The sequence below is a fragment of the Diaphorobacter ruginosibacter genome, assembly GCF_014395975.1.
In the GTDB taxonomy this organism is placed as follows: Bacteria; Pseudomonadota; Gammaproteobacteria; order Burkholderiales; family Burkholderiaceae_C; genus Diaphorobacter_A; species Diaphorobacter_A ruginosibacter.
Window position 1 is genome coordinate 3,035,281 of the sequence record NZ_CP060714.1, and the last position, 18,669, is coordinate 3,053,949.

Consider the following 18,669-nt stretch of genomic DNA (forward strand, 5'->3'; position numbering starts at 1 on the left):
AAACCCCTCAACTATTTTTCATTCGATGTCAGCGAGCGCCCGGTCCGTCCAGCGAGATCAGTGGCCCCAGACGGCGAACCCGCACCGGCAGGATCTGGCCAAGCGTGCTCAACATCTCGTCCACATCCAGCCGGAAGATGCCGAATACCCGCAGTTCCGAGACCGACGGAGCAACCCGGATGAAGCCCGGGAAATAGGCCTGAAGTGCCTGGACGACCTCCCCCAGCGGCCAGTCATCGACCGCCAGCATGCCTTGCTGCCAGGAGGCGCGATGCAAGGGATTGCCGCGCATCGGTTCGGTCCTCTGCGCACTGAAGTTCACCCCTTCGCCGGCATTCAGGAGCACCTGCCGGTACTCACGCGGCTGCAGGACAACGGGACGATCCATGGCCACCATTTCGGTGCGATCCGCGCGAACGCGGCTCATCATGCGCCCCGACTCCAGCAGCGCGAAGCCATCCCTGGTGCGGATCCTGAGCGGTTCCGCCCCCGCATGCGAACGAGCCACGATCAATCCGCCTGCGCGATGCAGCAGCTCCGGCGCGCCGGATGCGTCGCTCACATCCACGGCCGAACGTGCATCCAGCAACACCGTCGAGCCGTCGGCCAGCGTGAACTCGCGCCGCTCGCCCGTGCCGGTGTACAGGTCGGCCATGATCTGGCCGATGGGCATCAGCCGGTCGGTGGCCACGGCCGCTGCCACACTCACTCCGCCCAGCGCCAGGGCGCCTTGCAGCACGCGGCGCCTGCGCGTACGAAACAGTGCCTGCATGGCGGCCTGCACATGCACTCCATCGGCGTGCGCCTGCAGATGACGCACCGTTGTGAGCGGGCTGGCCAGCGCGGAGTTCACCCGGGACCAGGCTGCCAGGTGCGCGGGATCCCCGCCCAGCCAGTGCTCGAAGGCCTGCCGATCTGCATCGCTGAGTGTCTCGGCTTCATGGCGAACCAGCCAGTCCACAGCAGCATGCATCACCTGCGGGTCTGCCGACGCTCTCGTCATGGTGCGCACCTCACACATTGCAGCAAGGCGCGTTTCATATGGCGTTCCACGGTAGCAAGCGAAATGCCCATGTGTTCGGCAATCTGCGGGTAGGTCATGCCGTCGAGTCGCGACAGCAGGAATGCGGTCTTGACCTGCTGCGGCAATGCGGCCAGGGCTCGGTCGATCTGGCAGATGGCCTCCACCAGCATCGAATGCTCTTCCGGCGAAAGGGCCACGGCTTCGGGCATGTGGCGCAGCGTGTCCTCGTAGGCCCGCTCGAGGTCCTGGCGTTGCCAGAGCTTGATCAGAATGCGCTTGGCGATCGTCGTGAGAAACGCGCGCGGCTCCCGAATCTCCGATCGGCCGCCATCCTCCGCCAACTGCAGGAAGGTCTCCGAGGCCACGTCCTCCGCATCGCTGTGACTGGATACGTGCCGCGTCAGGCGGCTGCGCAGCCATGCATGGTGCTGGCGAAAGATGTCATCCGCTTCGGCTTGGAACTGAATCGATGGCATGGCGCGTCAGTGTGGAAGTTCTATAAACGGCGCCTATCATAATTGATAATGATTCTTGTTAGTTTTTATAACACCCCTGGAGGCGCGTTGTGCAGCAGCGGGGGCATGTGGCGTTCCGGCCTCACCCGCCGGTCGGCTCGAACAACAACTCTTCCAGTGGCTCCATGTCCGATGCTGCGATGGCTTCGCGCAACCTGGGCAGTAGCGCCACCAGGTCGTTGTAACCCGTGGTCTTTTCCAGCGCGCGCAGCAGCCGCAAGCCGCGCAGACCCAGTTTCACCACCAGCTCATCTGCCAGATAGTAGGCGCTGGTGTAGCGTCGACTTTGCTCGGCCGGGGAAAGTGAGGAATGGGGCGAGGTGGCGCGATCCCTGAGGGGTGCCACCGCGAGGGGCAAAGCGTCCGCGCTGTCCAGCAGGCCCGACTGAATCAGTCCCTGCACATCCTCGGCGCTCAGCGAGCCCGGCCCGGTCGCCGGCAGCAGGGCGGCTACCTGCGCCACGGTCTTGTGGCCATCGAACAGGATGAAGGCCGTGCGCAGGCGTTGCGGCAGCAAGGGGTCGCGCGTCTTGAGGGCTTGGGTGCCGAGCTCCGTCTTCTTGAAGAGGGTGGTTTGCATGGTTTCCAGACTATCGAAATACGCCGATCGCAGTGACCGCAAGGAAGCCCGGAACAAGGAATGTGGCTCCCACGCTCCCCCGTTGGAGTACCAGGCTTCCGCGGGCCGTGCCGCGATCAGAAGCGGTGGCGAATGCCGAAGCCCACGCTCGTACCGTTGCCGAAGTTCGTGATCTTGTCGTGCATCACGATGGCATAGACGTCGGTGCGCTTGGAGAGATCGTAGTTGTAGCCTAGCGAAACGGTGTTGCGCTTGGCGTCGGACTGGTCGAGCTTGGTCTGCGCCCAGGCTGCCATGATCCGGCTGTTGGCTGCCAGCGGAACCGTGGCGCCCAGAGAAGCCGTCTTGCCCTTGAAGCCGTCGTTCTTCCCCTTGGTCTGCCCGTAGGTGGCGTAGGCCTTCACTACGCTGAAGTCATAGGCAGCACCCAACATCCAGTTCTTGCGTCCATCCGGCAACACGGCGGGGACCGGATCGGACATGCCGACGTCTTCGTAGAAGGCCGTCATGCTCAGCGGACCGCTAAAGTACAGCACGTTGAGGCCGACGTTCTTCTTGCTGCTCTTGTCGGCCTGCTCACCGAATTGGTAGTGCAGGTTGGCCTTCAGTCCGTTGAAGTCAGGAGTGCTATAGATCACCTGGTTCGACCATCCGGTATCGGAGGGATTGGTACCCTTCCAGCCCGATGCGTTGAACAGCGATACGTTCTGGTGCAGCACCAGAGGCGAGAACGTGAATGAGTCGCCATAGGGGTTGAACAGAATGGTGGGCAGGAAGTTGGGTGCAACGCTGCGGCCCAGCAACACGCGGCCAAAGCCGCCGCTCAGCGCCAGATAGGCATCCCGCGAAAAGAACGGGTCGCCATCGAAGCGGCCGGGCGTGCCGGTGTCGCCACGGAAAAATGCATTCAACGCGAACTCGGCCTTCAGGCCGCCTCCCAGGTCTTCGCTACCCTGGAATCCAAACCACGAGGTGGTCATGCCGCCGCTGTTGACAGCATGGGTGCGGCCGCTGTCTCCGGGTTTTTTCATCGAGCCGATATACATGTCCGCCAGGCCCGTGATCCGCACGTTCGATTGCGCTTGCGCAGCACTGGCACACGCCGCAGCGGCGGCCAGCACTAGCAGAGTCTTTTTCATACCCATCCTTTGTTATGCATGTGGAATGTGATCGGGTCTGGTACCGGTGTACTACCCGTATCACGAGTCACTTTGCATGACGATGGAACACGCCTTTCATAGAAGTTACCCAAGTGTTGCTTCAAGACCGCAATCGAATCCGACGGGCCGGTTTGCCTGCCGGACACCTTTTTGCGCGCCCTGCCCTGCGCCATCGACAGGCTCGCAATTTTCCGGTCGTGCCTACATCACACACGGAACGAGGAAGCGATGAATCCCATTGAAATAGCACGCCGATGAACCAGGCCCAGGCTTTGCGCGGCGGTACCCCCTCGTTGCTGGCAACCAAGGTGGTGCATGCAACCCTGTCTGTGGATGGCCGTGCGGCAGGCATCGGAAGGAGTCGGGCTGTTCCTGGATATGTCGGTGCCGTGCGCGCACACGGTGCGGCAGCGTGGCTTTGCATAACGGTTATTCCACCATGGAATTGCAATGCAGCGAGGCGATATGGTTGCAGCGGGGTGGTTCCCGGTTTGGCCCATCTGTATGCCTTCATCGGCCCCGGAACTGCGCCAGCAGGTGACCCAGGATCTTCCAGGCCTTGGGTTGCTCCACCATGGGAACGGGAATACGCAGCATGCTGCCTGCCGCCTGGCGTGGCGAGAACAACAGGCCCGGCGCCAGCAACAGGCCCTGCGCCGCAGCGTGACGGGCCAGCACCTCCGAGTCCATGCCGCAATCCACCCAGGCGAACATGCCGGCCTGCGGTTCGTGCTGCGCACGGCAGTCAAGGTTTTCCAGCATACGCAGGCAACGGTTGCGCGCGCGGTCCACGCGCTCGCGCAGGCGATCCACGTGCTTGCGGTACTGGCCATCGGCGAGTACGCGGTGCACGACCTGTTCGCCCGGAAGTGCCGTGGTCAGGCCGCCCAGTAGTTTCAGATCGGTCAACCGCCGGATCAGGTCCCCATGGGCTGCCACATAACCTACGCGCAGGCTGCCAGCCAGCGTCTTGGAATAGCCGCCCACCAGCAGCACGCGTTGCAAACGGTCCATGGCGGCCAGGCGCACGGGCACGCCTGGCAGGAAGTCAGAATAGGTATCGTCCTCCGCCAGATAGAAGTCATGGCGCTCGGCAATGCGCAGCACCTCGTGTGCCACCCCGGCAGACAGGGTCTGCCCCGTGGGGTTGTGCACGGCGGTGTTCAGGATGAACAGGCGGGGCTGATGCTGGCGGGCCAGCCGCTCCAGGGCCTCCACGTCGGGGCCACCGGGCAGACGGGGCACGCCGACCACGTTCACACCCAGGGCATTGAGCCGGCCGAAGACCAGGAACCAGCCGGGGTCCTCGACCAGGACCGTGTCGCCGGCGCGCACCAGGCTGCGCACAATCAGATCCAGCCCCTGCGTGGCCCCGGACACGGTCATCAGGTGGTCCTCTGGGTGGGCAGGCACGTCCTGGGCCTGCAGCACGGAGGCGATCTGCTGGCGCAGCGGCAGGTAGCCCTGGGGCACGCCATAGGTCAACAGTCCGTGCCCCTTGCCGCGGCCCACGGCGCGCAGGGCCGAAGCGAGCATCTCCTGGTCCAGCCAGTCCGGTGGCAGCATGCCCGCGCTGCCTGAATGCTCCGTGCCATCACGGAACATGCTGCGCAACAGATACGCCGTGTCGAAGGCCGCTCCCTGCTCAAGGGTTGGCAAGACATCGCTGACGCGGGGCACCATCTGGGTCGCACGCTGGGCGCTGACGAAGACACCCGATCCACGCCGAGAATGCACCAGCCCCTGTGCAGCCAGCCGGTCGTAGGCCTGGACGACGGTGTCACGACTGACGCCCGTCTCCTGTGCCAGCACGCGTACCGAAGGCAGGCGCGAGCCGGCGCGCAGCCCATGATGACGGATCAGGCCACCGTAGTGGTCCACCAGTTGCTCTACCAGCGAAAGGCCCGAGGATCGCAGCGGGCGCCAGGGCGCCACGGCCTTGAAGGCGGTGCCAGAGGGGTGAACGGCAGCGTTGGCGTCGGCCGCCGGAACAAGTGTCAGGGTCATGCGAGCAGGCCAGTTAGCAAATCAATCCGGCAAAGTGTACCGCTACTGTACTGATCTCTGCAATTAGCATGGACCGACGGCGCCGCGGCTCGCGACATGCGCGGACAGGGCGCCGGATTTGCTTCATGCCCGTTGACCATGCCTGACCATCTTGCCCCCACCTCGTTCCTGCTGCCGCTGGCCATGTTCGCCTTCGTCAGCTCCGTCACACCCGGCCCCAACAATGTGATGCTGACGGCCTCGGGTGCCAGCTTCGGCTACCGCCGCACGGTGCCCCACATGCTGGGCATCACCCTGGGCGTGGTCGTCATGGTGCTGCTGGTAGGTGTCGGCCTGGGCGCAGTCTTCGAACAGTTGCCGGTGATCTACACCGCGCTCAAGTACCTGGGCGCGGCCTATCTGGTCTGGCTGGCCTGGAAGATCGCGGGCAGCGCAGGCATGGACGGTAGCAGTGCAAGCACCAAACCCTTCGGTTTCTGGCAGGCGGCGGCATTCCAGTGGGTGAATCCCAAGGCCTGGGTCATGGCCATCGGTGTCATTGCCACCTATACACCGCGCGAGAACTTCTTCGCCAATCTGGTTCTGGCCGCCTTGGTGCTGGGCGTGGTCAACTACCCCAGCATCAGCATCTGGACCTTGTTCGGCAGCGCCGTAGGGCGTGCGCTGCATTCACCCCAGGCGTTGCGCCGCTTCAACTGGTGCATGGCCGGCCTGCTGCTGCTGTCCCTGTACCCCGTGCTGGTCGACTCAAGCGCCTGAGCCCAGTTCATGCATGTGCAAGGCATGACATACGCACCGGGAATCCAGGCTGCGGCTTGGCATGAAGATGATTCGAGCAGGTCAGAGATTTGCGCCAGCGCGGCAGCGAGCCAACACGCGGATCCAGTCCCATGCGCTGACTCGCGGTTTGCTCTCTGGCACTGCAGGCGCGCCATCATCGAGGAGAGAGACCCACTGGTGTCCTGCTCCCCTACAGAAGCCGCAAGCCTGCGGCCTCTTCCATACGCTGCGTGTCCAGTTGGGCCGGCCTGGGCAGCCCGCCGATGATGGCCGGCAGCACACTCGCGTCACGCCCGGCGGAAACTGCCTGCTCTTCCGTGGCGCCCGCCTTGCTCGCGAGCTCGCGCGCAGTGCCAGCAGCATCGCCGCCGGCCATGGCCGCGCCTGCCACAGCTCCGCCAGCCTGCCCTGCCCTGCGCGCGCGTCACGGCATTGGCGTCAGCGCCCACCCCGCGCGAGCGCACCTCCACCCTTGACCGCCGCGCCCGGAACGACAAAAGAACCAACGGCCTGACCCGCGGCCAACACGGGGTGTTAACGACATAGTTGCCAATAGCGGCGACCTCATCGCCCACGCCCTTGGCGTTCTCCATCTCGGTGCGGAATTTCTGCTTCCCCGCCTTGATCAGAACAGACTGCGTCGATTCACCGTCCTCGACGATATTCTTGTCCACGAACTTCGACAAGGAGTTGCCTGGGAGGAGAAAGTTGGCCGCAGAGGACAGGCCACCCGCGGCCGCGTTGGCCACCTCGATGACCGTGTCGTTGAGAGCTGCGCCGATTGAACGCGACCTGGATTCCGCTGGCGGAGAAAAAGCATCCTCGTACGAGAAGGTCTGCTTCTCAACCGGAGTGTTGCTCTTCGGCTTGGATGGAGATGGCCCGAAGGCTTCTTCGTAGGAAAAGGAACGGTTTGCCATACCCCCACTGCGCGGTCAATGGCTCAGGGGTCGAACCCTAGAAGGGAGCTGCTGTCAATTCTGATGGTGGAACGGGTCGCGCCAGGTTTCAACCATCGACGTGCTTGGTTGAATAGCAATGTTGTCTGAGCCTATATCTTTTCTGGCAAGCCAAGATCTCACGCTGTCAGGCGTGCCAAATCGCCCATGAACGATGACCACGACATCACGCTGTTCATCCAGATAGACACCTAGAATTTGTTTCTCAGCCCATGCATCGACAGAGTGATCAATCTTGTCTTTTAACTTGCGCAGCTCAATGACGCGTGACAGTGATGGCGAGTTGCTTGTGGCAACGCGGACTCCGCCCCCATTCGCGAAAGCAGCTGAGAAGACGAGGCAATACAGTAACAGTCCAATCGCCCACCTGCGCGCATGCTTGAGGGCCTGCTTCCAATCGACGGCTGGGTTTCCTGTGAGCTGGATCATGGGCGGATGGTACGACGGGCCCAAAAGAAACGCCACCCGGAGGTGGCGAAAGAAGGGTTGTTTTCATCTACCCTCGGTGCATCGTACAGCACTCCGCGAAAGCCCACCAGAAGGCCAATTTTGTAGTGGTCAAACGTTCCTCTGATAGCCTTCAGATCCGACCAATAAACGATCACATACATCCAGAACAATGAACTTGGAGTTCAAGCGACTCACCGAAGTCGATCTACAGAACATCATCGCACTCAACAACCACCCAGAAGTGCTGCGCCAAATGCCTCTTGGCAGTCCCAACTTTGACGAGGCAAAGGCCAAAGAATGGGTCTGTCAGAAGGATGCCCAATGGGAGCAACACGGCTACGGTCCCTGGGCATTTGTAATTGATGAGCAGTTTGCAGGTTGGGGAGGCCTGCAGCACGAGGATGGTGATGCCGATCTTGCGCTGGTGCTCCATCCGCGCTTCTGGGGATGTGGCAAGGCCATCTATCAAGAGATCATCAAACGTGCTTTCACCAGCATGCAGATGGACTCCATCACAATCCTTCTCCCAACCACCAGAAGCAAAACAAAAGGGGTTATCAGACTGGGGTTTGAACCCGATGGTGAAGTTGACGTTGAGGGCATTCGCTTCCGGCGCTTTCGTCTCCACGCGGAAAAAAGCCGCCCGAAGGCGGCTCTCAGATCAGCCCTGACGACGTCGGCTTCGCGCCAGCCCGAACATCGCCAGCAGTGAAGACAGAGCGATCACGCCCCATTCGCCGAGGGTCGGCACTGGTGTCGGAGCGGCCACCACAGGCGCGGCAGCCACGGTGATGCTGAAGCTCTGCGTGACGCTGTGCACGGCGGCCTTGGCCATCGCAGACTGCGGCTGGAGCGTGCTGTCCTCGATCGTGACGCTGAATGTGCTGGTCTGTGCCTTGGTCGGCTTGCCGGTGATGGCGCCAGTCGCCGGGTTCAGGGTCAGCCCTTCAGGCAGGTCACCGGTGAGCGTGAACGAGTACGGCGACACGCCACCCGCGACAACGATGCTCGCGTTGTAGGCTTGGCCAACCTGCCCGCCTGGCAGGGCCTGGGTGGTCACGGTCAGGTCGAGCGGATCCACGACGATGGTGAACTGGGCTCTCTTGACTTGACCTGCGTCATCCGTGACTGTGACGGTGAACTGCGACGTGCCCGCAACTGTCGGTGTTCCGCTGATGATGCCGGTTGCCGGGTCGATCGTCAGGTCGCCAGGAAGGCCCGTGGCCGACCAGGCGTAGGGGGCAACACCTCCCGCGGCCTGCAGCGCCAAGCTGTATGGCTGGTTGATTCGGCCGGTCGGCAGCGTTCCAGGATCCGTAATGGCTGGTGCAGAGATTGGCGTGACACTCACTGGAGCAGAGGCAGGTCCAGTAATGTCACCCTGATTGGTGGCGGTTGCTGCACAATCGTATGTTGTACCGTTCGTCAGGCCTGTGACAGTGATTGGGCCACTAGCGCCTGTGGCAGATACTGTTGAACCACCACCTTGTGATGTGCAACTTACAGCGTAGTGCTTAAGAGGATAAGCACCTGAATCCGCGAGACTCACGCTGAATATTGCTTGATTGTCACTGCGGGAATCAAGGGTGAGGCTAGGCGCCACGGGCGGATTCGTATAGACAATCGTTGCAGTGAAGGCAAGCGGGGAATTAATGGGATTCCATGAGCTATTAGTCCATGTGCCTTGAGAATTTAAGAGGAAAAACGAATCGCCACCTGTATAGGCAGATTGATTTGCAACCCCCCACCAGAAGGCAGATTCTGGTTGATTGGCTAATCCCACCAAGCTGCCAAACAACACATATTGCTTACCTGGTATTAGACCTACCTCCAGCCCCGTGACCTCGTGAGTTTCAGTACGTTCAACTGCCTGGGTTCTCTGCTCCGGGCTGGTATATAGTGCTTGGCCGACCGCACTGCGATTGACTGCATCCCACTCATAAACATAGAGCTTGAGGGGGAATGCGACTCCCCGAGGATTGAGGCGAAATCCAAAGCCCTGCAATACAGATGCCTGGGTGGGGGCCGTGATCGTTTGACCAATGGTCTGAACATCTGGAAATCCCATCGCTCCAAACCAGAAGTTTCCAGGCCAGTTGGATACCGTATCGATGCTCTGTGCCTTGACTGGCGCTGCCAGCATTCCTAGCGAAAGGAAAGCCGTGAGAGCTGAAATCAAGGAGGCGCGGATGTTACGTGAGATTGTGTTCGGCATAGTTGCGAACAGTAACGCATTGTCAACCAGGATGCCATAGTACAAAAAGACTAGGCGAAAACCCTGCCCCACCGCCAAGCCCACGCGTGAAAAAGCCCTCGCGGGGAGGGCTGGGATTAGAAGTCTCAGTTTGTTCTAATCATCCATAACGCCCCAATTTTAGCAGCGACCCATCCCTTTTTTCCACCAATCTCACCTGACTCAGTTTGAACACCATAGGATTCCAGCAAATAATTATCAGGATTCGTACTGAATCCAAACCCATGCGTACTGGAGTTTGCATCGTTAATTAAATTTACAACATTACTACGGGATACACAAGCGCTCATCCAGTTGAGACTCGGAACGGTTCCGGTTAAAGAATTACTACTAGCAGACCGTTTGGTCACAAAGTTTGAGCCACTTCCGAAATAGGTGCCATACATATAACTATATGTATTGCTATCGTACCCAACATATCCTTCGGTCGTTACCACCTCACGATTGTCCCAAGCAGTTATAAGCAGTGAGAATCTCTTGTCAGTTACTTTATCAATCAGATAGAGTGACGCAACAATATAGAGTGCCGCACCTTCCGTATAGTACTGCGGGACACTCAAATCAAATGAAATACAGACATTTGGATCACCACCCAGAGATGAAGACCACGGATACAGATTAGTGCCTGCTCGGCCGTATCCGATATTTTTGATTGCAGTATTTGCGGGGCCAGTGAATCCATTAAGCATCACCCCAACATACTCACCCTTCATCTGAACTGAGGTTGAACCATATGTATTTACACCACTCGCTGCTCCAGACTGATATGTAGATAGCGGCGCACCTACATTAAACCCCGTAAAGTCGGAAATAGCCCAGCCACCGAACGAATTAGTGATGTCACCAACACCGTATGAATAAATACCCAGAACATTTCCTGTCGCAACATCAGAAAAAACTTTCCCCGAAACACCAGAAAATACAGGCTGTGCAAAGTAAACAGTGTCAGCCTTAACCACAAAAGGTGTTAAAAAGGACATAATAAACAAGGCTGAAACTATAATTTTTAATTTCATGCTCATCTCCAAAAAATATTTAGACCATCTCAGAAAGAGTGTTGACTCAATTAACAGTCGATGACTTCTTAACTTTATTAACTTTTGCCAACATCGGATTAAACACTGGCAGGGTCAGTCCGCGCTTGGGCTTCTGCAACTGATCCTGATTGATCAACGTCATTTGGTTGAGGCTGTGTTCCCGAGAGTTCAACTCTTTCCTCAACATCAGGTTTTGCGGGCGGATTACGGAAGGTATCGAAAAACTCATGGCATTCCCTTATCGCATTTTGGTTAATGGCATCATGATGACCTTCTGATCGCGCATAAATCGACTCCATCCGTTCCATTGTTGAAGCCGAAAAAAGCACATAATTCTCGTCTGGGACAGTAATCGCCACCATATCGGTTTCTTGACCAACACCTGGTGCAACTTCTGCACGCTTTTTCGCAGCAAGAGTCATATACAATACCGAATCTAGCGTGAGCTCAGCCCTATGCCCGGCAAACATCAGACTTGACATTGCTTGATACCAACCGACTCCAATCGAAGCAAATCCAGTCTCATTATGGCATGTTATAACGCCTGACTCCATGGCATAAATATGCGCTCTGACATATCCTAAACTTGCATCTTTGCCAATTATCAGCGCTGAACACGAAGGCATTTGAAATCCAACGATTTCTCTCGTGATGTCAGCAACGATCTTGTCATTTAAACTTCGTTGCTGTTCTAAGAACGTACCTGTATTTAGTCCAAGCGGCGCAAGAAACTGTTGCTCTGCTCGTCTTCTCTTGGCCTCCCAAAACGCACTGGCATAAGTGTCGGCGATAGATTTGACAGAAATATTTTCAGGAGTATCTGCATTAATTGCTATTGCTGCTCTTATCTCATTAAGCAACTCGGTGTGCAACGCAACATCTCCAGCAATCATCGCAACTATTTGATCTGTAAGATGATGGATCTTCATGCGACGCGTTTGATTGTCCGTTGTCGAAACCATCCTATCTGAAGCACCGACAACTGACGCTCCATCTGAACTCAGCGCAGCAACACAAACAGTCATGCGTCCTCCTTGAAATGATTCATTATGGTGCATGTCACTGCTTGTATCATCCCGCCAGGAGACACCCCATGACCACAGCAGCAGCCACGCCCACCTCTGCCCTGCACCACGCCCGCCAAGCGACGCAACGCGCGAACCTGCGCATGCTGGAGGTCTGACATGGACATCATCTCGACAGTCTGGGCCGGCCGCGCAGGCCTCGCGAAAACGTACTGGGGATACGGCTTCCTGGGCTCTCTGATCTGGGCATTGGCGCTTGTATCTGCCACCCCAGGCAGCGCTCTGGCCATGTTCGCAGGTATAGGGCTTTGCGTTTACTCCATCGCAGTGAATGTCGGCACGTTGCGCGCGGCCGGCATCTACACCGGCCCGACGGTATGGAGCATGCTGGCCAAGGTTGTCGCTGTTCTCGGCATTGTGTTTGCTGCCATCACCCTCGTGGTGGTCTTGATCGCGCTGGGCAGCGGAGGAACTGTGACGATTGAGCGGCAACAGCCTCCAATCCCACCAGCCGCCACAGCACCCGGAAATGAGAAACCCCGCAGCGAAATTGCGGAGTTCCTCAAGGATGCGCCACCTCAAAAGCCATAGAACTAGGAGTAGCCGAGCTTTCGAAGCGCATCGGCGCGTTGCTCCAGCGACATGCTGGTGTCATTTTTGATCGCAAGTGCTTGTTGATTCTTGTCGATCGGGCCAGCAGCCTGCCCGCCCTGCTGATTCAGAAGCGCGCCTGTTCCCCGGTTGAAGATCACGCCAGGTTGGGTGACCACCATATTGGTCTTCGGATCAACGATTTGCCCACCAGGCGCGAATGACCACTGATCCGGCTTCTCTGTGCCCTGAATCTCGCGGATCTGCTTGGCGATGGCTCCCTGCTCTTCCGGCGTCTTTGCCGCGGTATACGCGTTCTGCAGTGCCTCGAGCCGCGTTGCAGCGCGGGTCTGGAAGCCGCGGGCGGTCTGGTCCATGTTCAGGCGCTCGCGCTCCATCTGGTTGCGCTCTGCGTCGGAGCGTGCGCGGAAGCCAGCCCGTGTGGTTTCGCCCTGCTCGCGCATGCCGGTCCGTTGGAGCTCCGTCGCGTTCTGGTCGGCGGAACGTGCATTCGCGGCTGACTGCTCGAGTGACGCGCGCTGCAGCGCATTGGCGCCGCGCACGTTCTCCACGTCCTGCGCCTCGAAGGAGCGCAGCGCATTGACGCCCAGCGCGGCGGTGCGTCCGTGGATGGACGATGGCTGCACTTCGGCGTCGCGGCGCTGCTGCTCGGGGGTTCGGGCCCACATATTGCCATTGCCACCCTGTTGGCCGATGACGCCGGTGAATCCTGCCTGCTGCTGGCGCTCCAGTACAGAGCCTGGGCCGAAGCCAAGGCCGGGCTGTGGCGCCGCGGCGATTTGGTTACCCATGCCCGGCCGGAAGCCGGCGGCCAGATTCTCGGCGGCCTGGTCGTTGCGCGCGCTAATTGCGCCGCCATTGCGGGGTGCCGCCCCGTTGATGGTGATATCGCCCGCCACGTTGGTGCCGGAGTAGCTGTTGCCGCCACGCGTGACCATGCCGGACGGCGCTGGGGCGGCCGATGGTGCTGGTGCCGCTGTGGGTGCTGCTGGCGCAGCCGCGCCGGGTGTGGTTTGCGTGCCCGCGGCAAGCCGTGCGTCCGTAGGATTCGTGATCGCGGACACACCGGTGGCGGATGGTGGGGGCGCAGCAGCCGGAGTCGCCTGCGCGGCCTGCGCGCTGTTCAACCCGAATACCTGCTTGCCCGCGTCGATGATCCCCGGGGCAATGGCGCGCACCGCACCGCCCACGACGCCGTCAGCAACAGCGGGAATGTACGCAGCAGCGCCGCGCACTGCTTCGCCCGCGGCTGCACCGTAGCGCCCCTGGGAAGCCAGATTGGCGATTTCCTTGCCGGATTCGTTGTAGACGGCGCGCGATGCCGGCATGAAGCCTGCCGCAACACCGCCGCCGGACGTTGCCGGAGCTGCCGCAGGTGTCGCAGCAGTAGCCGGGGCAGTCACCGGCGCACCGGAAAAGCCGCTCGCGCTCTGGGTGCGGTTGCCCGGATAGGTTGAGCATTTCCGCGTGCCATTTACGTGCGCTGCGCCCCGAGAAGATCACGCACGAGGTGGTGCTCAAGCGGCTCGCCGAGTTGAGCAAGGAAAGGTTCTATGTGAACACCGGGCGCACCCTCCGCGCCTTGCGTCGCAAGGCCCAGAACAACATCATGATCCCGCGACGCGCCGTGTTCGAAATGATCCGCAAGCCAGTTCGCCGCATAGTGAACGCGACGGAAGGTATCGACAATCAGAAAACGCAGAAGCCCAACCCGAACCCATTTGCGCCGGATGAAGTCGAGGTATTTCTGTGCGAGATGATTTTGGAGTAATTTAGGTGCGGCCTCCAGAGCACCTCAGAAGGCAACAAAAAACCCCTGAGTGAACCAGTCACTTAGGGGTTTCTGTTTTGGCGGAAACGGAGTCCTCCAAAATAGCGTTCAATGCAATGCTTAATAAATCAATAAGCATTTGATTTAAAACACTTTTAAATCATCATGCAGTTCATCAACGTTCAACAAGATTCGATTACTTCCATTGCTTTATGTGGGCATAATGTGGGACAACTCTATCAAGGAATCCCGCAATGCCAAAGATCGCCAAACAACTTTCTGACCGCGCCGTGGCGGCCCTCAAAGCAGAGGGTCGCCACGCCGTAGGCGGTGTAGCAGGATTGCACCTGCGCGTATCTGCAGGCCACCGAGGCTGGGTGCTTCGCGTCAAAGTTGGAGATGCTCGCAAAGATATAGGACTTGGCGCCTATCCTGTGGTGAGCCTAGCAGAAGCTCGGGAGCGCGCTTGGAAGATTCACGAGAGCATTCGTGAAGGGCATGCTCCCGTGGCACCCCGGCGCCAACAGCGCCAAGCACTCCTGGCGCAAGCGGCCACAGAAAAAACCTTCCGCTGGTGCACAGAAGAATTCCTCAAGGCCAAGTCCTCCGAGTGGAAAAATGCCAAGCATCGCCAGCAATGGGAAAACACCCTCGAGACTTATGCCATGCCCGCTCTCGCGGACCTCGCCGTCTCTGTGATTGACCTGCCCCACGTGCTCGCGTGCCTTGAGCCCATCTGGAGCAGCAAGAATGAAACGGCCAGTCGCTTGCGCGGCCGCATTGAATCCGTCTTGGACTGGGCAGCGGTGCGCAAATACCGCACCGGAGAAAACCCTGCCCGCTGGAAAGGCCACCTGGACAAAGTGCTGGCCGCGCCATCGAAGATCCAAAAGGTGGAGCACCACCGCGCCCTGGCAGTCGATGACATGCCGTCGTTCATGACAGCCCTCCAGTCACGTGTCGGCATAGCTGCTCGCGCTCTGGAATTCGTCATCCTGACAGCAGCACGCTCGGGAGAAGTCAGAGGTGCCATATGGACAGAAATAGATTTCAAGAACGCTATCTGGACTGTGCCTGCTGAGCGCATGAAAGCAGGAGTGGAACATCGGGTGCCGCTATCGGATGCCGCCCTTCACCTCTTGAAATCACTTCCACGTATTGCAGGAACCGAGCTGCTATTTCCTGGAACCAAAGACCAACCTCTCTCTGATATGACGATGACGGCAGTCATGCGACGCATGAATATCGATGCTGTCCCCCATGGGTTCCGCTCTACATTCAGAGACTGGGCTGGGGAGAAAACCAATTTTCCCAGAGAAGTTGCCGAGCAGGCACTTGCACACACCTTGGAGAGCAAAGTGGAGGCAGCTTATCGACGAGGAGACGCACTGGAAAAGCGCCGCCAGATGATGCAAGAATGGGCAAAATTCATTGCTCACACGGCATAATTTATTGAAATATCATAATAATATTTTCTTTAATGAACCCTGGCATCTCATGCAAACACAGCAATCGACATCGAATCCCGACAATTTTCCTCTCGATAAACTTCCCGATCTACTAAAAAATACCATCCTAGAGGTCGCTAGAATTTCTCAATCTCCAATCGGCCTAATTGCTTCGTCGATGCTATCGACTATGTCAATTGCATGCCAAGGCGCCTTCAATGTACGAACACCAATTGGACATCTTTTACCAACAAGCCTGTACATATTAACCATTGCTGACTCAGGAGAGCGCAAAAGTAGTACCGACAACATCTTCACAGACATCATAAGAGAATTAGAACAAGAACATGCAAAATCGGTAAAAGAAGAGATGTTTCAGTACTTGAGCAAAAAGTTCATCTGGGAACTAGAGGAAAAGGATTTGGCCAAATCAATTAAGCTGGCCAACAAAAATAAAGAAGATAAATCTGCTTACTATGCTGAAATGCATAATCATTTTAAAAATGAGCCAAGAGCCCCAAAACAAATGCGCATCCTCTATTCAGATGTGACAAGTGAAGCACTACTGGAAGGTCTTGAAGAAGATTGGCCATCTGCGGCCCTTCATTCAAGCGAAGGTATTACAGTTATAAGCAGTCGATCTTTAAGCAAGCCAGGTCATTGGAACGAATTGTGGGATGGAGACCCCGTAAGTGTAAAAAGAAAGGAAAACAAATTTCTTCTAACCAATGCTCGTCTTAGCATCTCATTGATGATTCAACCCGGAGTTATTATTGACTACTTCAATAGAAAAAACAATCAATCCTTTAACTCTGGATTTATGGCAAGATTCCTAATCACAATGCCTACGACAACCCAAGGTTATCGAGCAATAGAAAGAATACCAAGAGATTTGAGATCAGCAGGCACCCTGAAGCACTTCTTCGATAAATTGCAGCATTGGCTCGCCTTCAGTGAAAATCGAATTCTTGCCGACGCCCTACACAAGGAACTATCATTTACCGAGGAAGCTGAAAAACAATACCTATCGTTGCTTCAGAATATTGAAGATCATATCAGACCCAGCGGATTATTACACGAACACAGCGCCATGGCCTCCAAGCTAGGAAATAATTTAGCAAGGATATCAGCGCTCATCCATTCTTTTTCTCCAGAAGAAAACTCAGATGAAATAGGAATTGCATCAGTTAGATCTGCATGGCACATCACAGAATGGTATTCACACCAATATATAAAGTTCATACGGCACATGAAAAAAGAAATAACTGAAGATGAAATGGGAAACCTCCTATTAACTCACTTAAATAGCCGCCATAACTTAAGAGACATAGATATTGAAGTAAGAGACCTTTATCAGTTTGGCCCATATTCCATACGCTCAAAAGATAAAATGATGACTGCAATTAAAAATCTGGAGCGGCGTAAAGAAATCCTCTTTCTCCCTCACACCAAACCAATGACAGTGCGTCTTATTACCCAGCGCTTTACCGATCATGATGATCTATTGAGAAAATATTCAGTATGAATTTAATTGAAATTTCAAAAAAGATCAAAAATATCTTCGCTACAGTTGCTACAGTAGCTAGGCTTCGTTAACCATCCTATGGAAATCTTGATTTTTTCACTCGACCCAAGAATACCGCCATCGAAATTCTCAAACGAAAGACTGTGCACATCTAATTAATCCGACTCCTAAGCAATAGAAGTATCTAGGCAACAGCCACATAGCTGTCGTAATTTTGAAAACTCGAGAATAACCGTCTGCGAGCAATTCAATGTCATAAACATTGAAATTCATCATGCGAGTTCTCAAATTAAAAGAAGTGCTACACAGAACAAGTCTGGGAAGGACCTCTCTATACATGCTCATCAAGAATGCATCCTTTCCCAAACCTATCCCGCTAGGACTGCGTGCAGTTGGTTGGCTAGAGTCAGAGGTTGAGACATGGATTCAGAGCAAGATCGCCATTAGAGATCAGAGCATCAATTAGTTACTTCCAAGAGTGAAAAGCAAAAAGCAAAGGGCAGTCTATTGACTGCCCTTTGCCATGTTTACCAAGGATTACCCAAGAAACATTTATAAAATATTTACATGCTCTTGTATGTTTAAGTATTATTAATTAAATTAACAATAATATAAAACTCAATGCTTTATCAAAGCCAATCAAACACCATGCAACCAAATTAACTCCAGCCATTGATGTTGAAATGTCAAAATTTCCCATGAAATGCCAAACGTATGCATTCAACAACCTCAATGCATACATCATGAAACGCAACCCATTCAACACAAATAACCGCCTTCATTACGACCCTTTCTATCAAGACCATGAGGTACAAATCAATCACGGTCCATTAATTGAAGAAAATCTTTCGAGGACACTAAATTGCTTTAACAAAGCATTAGAAAAATATCCCCGCGTATGCGCGATGCGATTCGATTTACATATTCCTGACAACTACTTTTCAGCAGTATTGAACGACAATGACTTAGTCAATAAGTTCTTTTCATCTCTGCGCTCTCAGATTCAGTGCTCCCAACACCGAAGTCGGAAGTTGGGAAATCGTGTTCATGAAACCGATGTGCGATATACATGGGTGCGAGAGGTAAGCAGCACTGGCAGAGTTCACTACCATCTCACTCTTCTACTGAATCACGACGCATATGCTCATATTGGTGATTTCAACCTAGAGAGCAACAACATGTACAGCCGTATTCACAAGGCCTGGGCACGCGCCTTAGGTGTTTTGATGGATGATCTGGTAGGGCTGATCCACATTCCCCAGAATCCCACATATCTGATTAGAAGGGATGATCCTCAATCTTTCGATGAGGCCTTCTTTCGATCTAGCTATTTGTGCAAGATGGCAACCAAGGAGTTTGGACAAGGTTTCCATACCTTTGGGTGTAGCAGAATCTGACTCACACTAGATGACATAGGTGAAGGGTCTCTAATTCAATAGAGACCCTTGTGAATTTTCTCGAGAAATTCTATCGCCGAGAGATGGCTGAGAAGCAGCGAGGCTGTTTGAAAACCCTCTCGCAG

Annotated in this window: 19 protein-coding genes; 8 read left to right on the plus strand and 11 right to left on the minus strand. The window is 56.0% G+C overall.

The genetic code is table 11. The features are described from left to right. Positions 1-28 precede the first annotated feature (28 nt). From H9K76_RS13755 to H9K76_RS13775, 5 genes are all read right to left on the minus strand, one after another. Complete coding sequence (locus H9K76_RS13755) at positions 29-1,003, minus strand: FecR family protein (RefSeq protein ID WP_187595967.1); 975 nt, start codon at positions 1,001-1,003, stop codon at positions 29-31. After that, positions 1,000-1,500 (minus strand): sigma-70 family RNA polymerase sigma factor, encoded by a 501-nt coding sequence (locus tag H9K76_RS13760; RefSeq protein WP_187595968.1) that lies wholly within the window; start codon positions 1,498-1,500, stop codon positions 1,000-1,002. The genes H9K76_RS13755 and H9K76_RS13760 overlap by 4 nt, the downstream gene beginning before the upstream one ends. Before the next feature lie 121 nt (positions 1,501-1,621). Then, positions 1,622-2,119 carry a hypothetical protein gene (locus H9K76_RS13765; protein ID WP_187595969.1) on the minus strand — a complete coding sequence of 166 codons (498 nt, stop codon included), beginning with the start codon at positions 2,117-2,119 and terminating at the stop codon, positions 1,622-1,624. Positions 2,120-2,235: 116 nt separating this feature from the next. After that, the gene (locus tag H9K76_RS13770) at positions 2,236-3,258 is read right to left on the minus strand and encodes a porin (RefSeq protein WP_187595970.1); all 1,023 of its coding nucleotides are present in this window, start codon (positions 3,256-3,258) and stop codon (positions 2,236-2,238) included. 531 nt (positions 3,259-3,789) lie between these two features. Then, complete coding sequence (locus tag H9K76_RS13775; protein WP_187595971.1) at positions 3,790-5,286, minus strand: aminotransferase-like domain-containing protein; 1,497 nt, start codon at positions 5,284-5,286, stop codon at positions 3,790-3,792. 138 nt (positions 5,287-5,424) lie between these two features. On the opposite strand from H9K76_RS13775, the gene H9K76_RS13780 reads away from it, so the two are divergent. Further along, on the plus strand, positions 5,425-6,045 hold the full coding sequence (locus tag H9K76_RS13780) for a LysE family translocator (RefSeq protein ID WP_187595972.1): 621 nt from the start codon (positions 5,425-5,427) through the stop codon (positions 6,043-6,045). 308 nt (positions 6,046-6,353) lie between these two features. Here H9K76_RS13780 and H9K76_RS13785 read toward each other — a convergent pair whose 3' ends face one another. Together H9K76_RS13785 and H9K76_RS13790 are read right to left on the minus strand one after the other, a co-directional pair. After that, positions 6,354-6,986, minus strand: coding sequence for a hypothetical protein (locus H9K76_RS13785; RefSeq protein WP_187595973.1), 633 nt, complete (start codon positions 6,984-6,986; stop codon positions 6,354-6,356). Positions 6,987-7,040: 54 nt separating this feature from the next. Further along, positions 7,041-7,454, minus strand: coding sequence for a hypothetical protein (locus H9K76_RS13790; RefSeq protein ID WP_187595974.1), 414 nt, complete (start codon positions 7,452-7,454; stop codon positions 7,041-7,043). 190 nt (positions 7,455-7,644) lie between these two features. On the opposite strand from H9K76_RS13790, the gene H9K76_RS13795 reads away from it, so the two are divergent. Then, positions 7,645-8,187: a GNAT family N-acetyltransferase gene (locus H9K76_RS13795; protein WP_187595975.1), complete on the plus strand. Its 543-nt coding sequence runs from the start codon at positions 7,645-7,647 to the stop codon at positions 8,185-8,187. Here the strand turns inward: H9K76_RS13795 and H9K76_RS13800 are convergent. From H9K76_RS13800 to H9K76_RS13810, 3 genes are all read right to left on the minus strand, one after another. Further along, positions 8,137-8,745 (minus strand): IPTL-CTERM sorting domain-containing protein, encoded by a 609-nt coding sequence (locus H9K76_RS13800; RefSeq protein ID WP_187595976.1) that lies wholly within the window; start codon positions 8,743-8,745, stop codon positions 8,137-8,139. The two genes, H9K76_RS13795 and H9K76_RS13800, sit on opposite strands and share 51 nt — an antisense overlap. 1,070 nt (positions 8,746-9,815) lie before the next feature. Next, complete coding sequence (locus H9K76_RS13805; RefSeq protein WP_187595977.1) at positions 9,816-10,745, minus strand: hypothetical protein; 930 nt, start codon at positions 10,743-10,745, stop codon at positions 9,816-9,818. A 98-nt stretch (positions 10,746-10,843) separates the two neighbouring features. After that, on the minus strand, positions 10,844-11,824 hold the full coding sequence (locus tag H9K76_RS13810; RefSeq protein ID WP_187595978.1) for a hypothetical protein: 981 nt from the start codon (positions 11,822-11,824) through the stop codon (positions 10,844-10,846). Between the two features lie 126 nt (positions 11,825-11,950). Between H9K76_RS13810 and H9K76_RS13815 the strand changes: the two genes are divergently transcribed. After that, positions 11,951-12,382, plus strand: coding sequence for a hypothetical protein (locus tag H9K76_RS13815; protein ID WP_187595979.1), 432 nt, complete (start codon positions 11,951-11,953; stop codon positions 12,380-12,382). A gap of 2 nt (positions 12,383-12,384) precedes the next feature. On the opposite strand, the gene H9K76_RS13820 is transcribed toward H9K76_RS13815, so the two are convergent. Next, positions 12,385-13,731 (minus strand): hypothetical protein, encoded by a 1,347-nt coding sequence (locus tag H9K76_RS13820; RefSeq protein WP_187595980.1) that lies wholly within the window; start codon positions 13,729-13,731, stop codon positions 12,385-12,387. A gap of 125 nt (positions 13,732-13,856) precedes the next feature. Here H9K76_RS13820 and H9K76_RS13825 point away from each other — a divergent pair, with 125 nt between their 5' ends. The 5 genes from H9K76_RS13825 (at position 13,857) to H9K76_RS13845 (ending at position 18,544) form a co-directional block, all read left to right on the plus strand. Further along, positions 13,857-14,174, plus strand: coding sequence for a hypothetical protein (locus H9K76_RS13825; protein WP_187595981.1), 318 nt, complete (start codon positions 13,857-13,859; stop codon positions 14,172-14,174). 254 nt (positions 14,175-14,428) lie between these two features. Next, a complete protein-coding gene (locus H9K76_RS13830; RefSeq protein WP_187595982.1) occupies positions 14,429-15,622 on the plus strand; it encodes a tyrosine-type recombinase/integrase in 1,194 nt (397 codons plus the stop codon). Positions 15,623-15,671: 49 nt separating this feature from the next. Further along, a complete protein-coding gene (locus tag H9K76_RS13835; protein WP_187595983.1) occupies positions 15,672-17,147 on the plus strand; it encodes a YfjI family protein in 1,476 nt (491 codons plus the stop codon). Positions 17,148-17,421: 274 nt separating this feature from the next. Further along, entirely contained in the window at positions 17,422-17,613 is a 192-nt protein-coding gene (locus H9K76_RS23690; RefSeq protein ID WP_187595984.1) for a helix-turn-helix transcriptional regulator, read from the plus strand. Positions 17,614-17,890: 277 nt separating this feature from the next. Beyond that, positions 17,891-18,544, plus strand: a complete 654-nt coding sequence (locus H9K76_RS13845) for an inovirus Gp2 family protein (protein WP_187595985.1) — start codon at positions 17,891-17,893, stop codon at positions 18,542-18,544. The last annotated feature ends 125 nt before the right edge of the window (positions 18,545-18,669 follow it).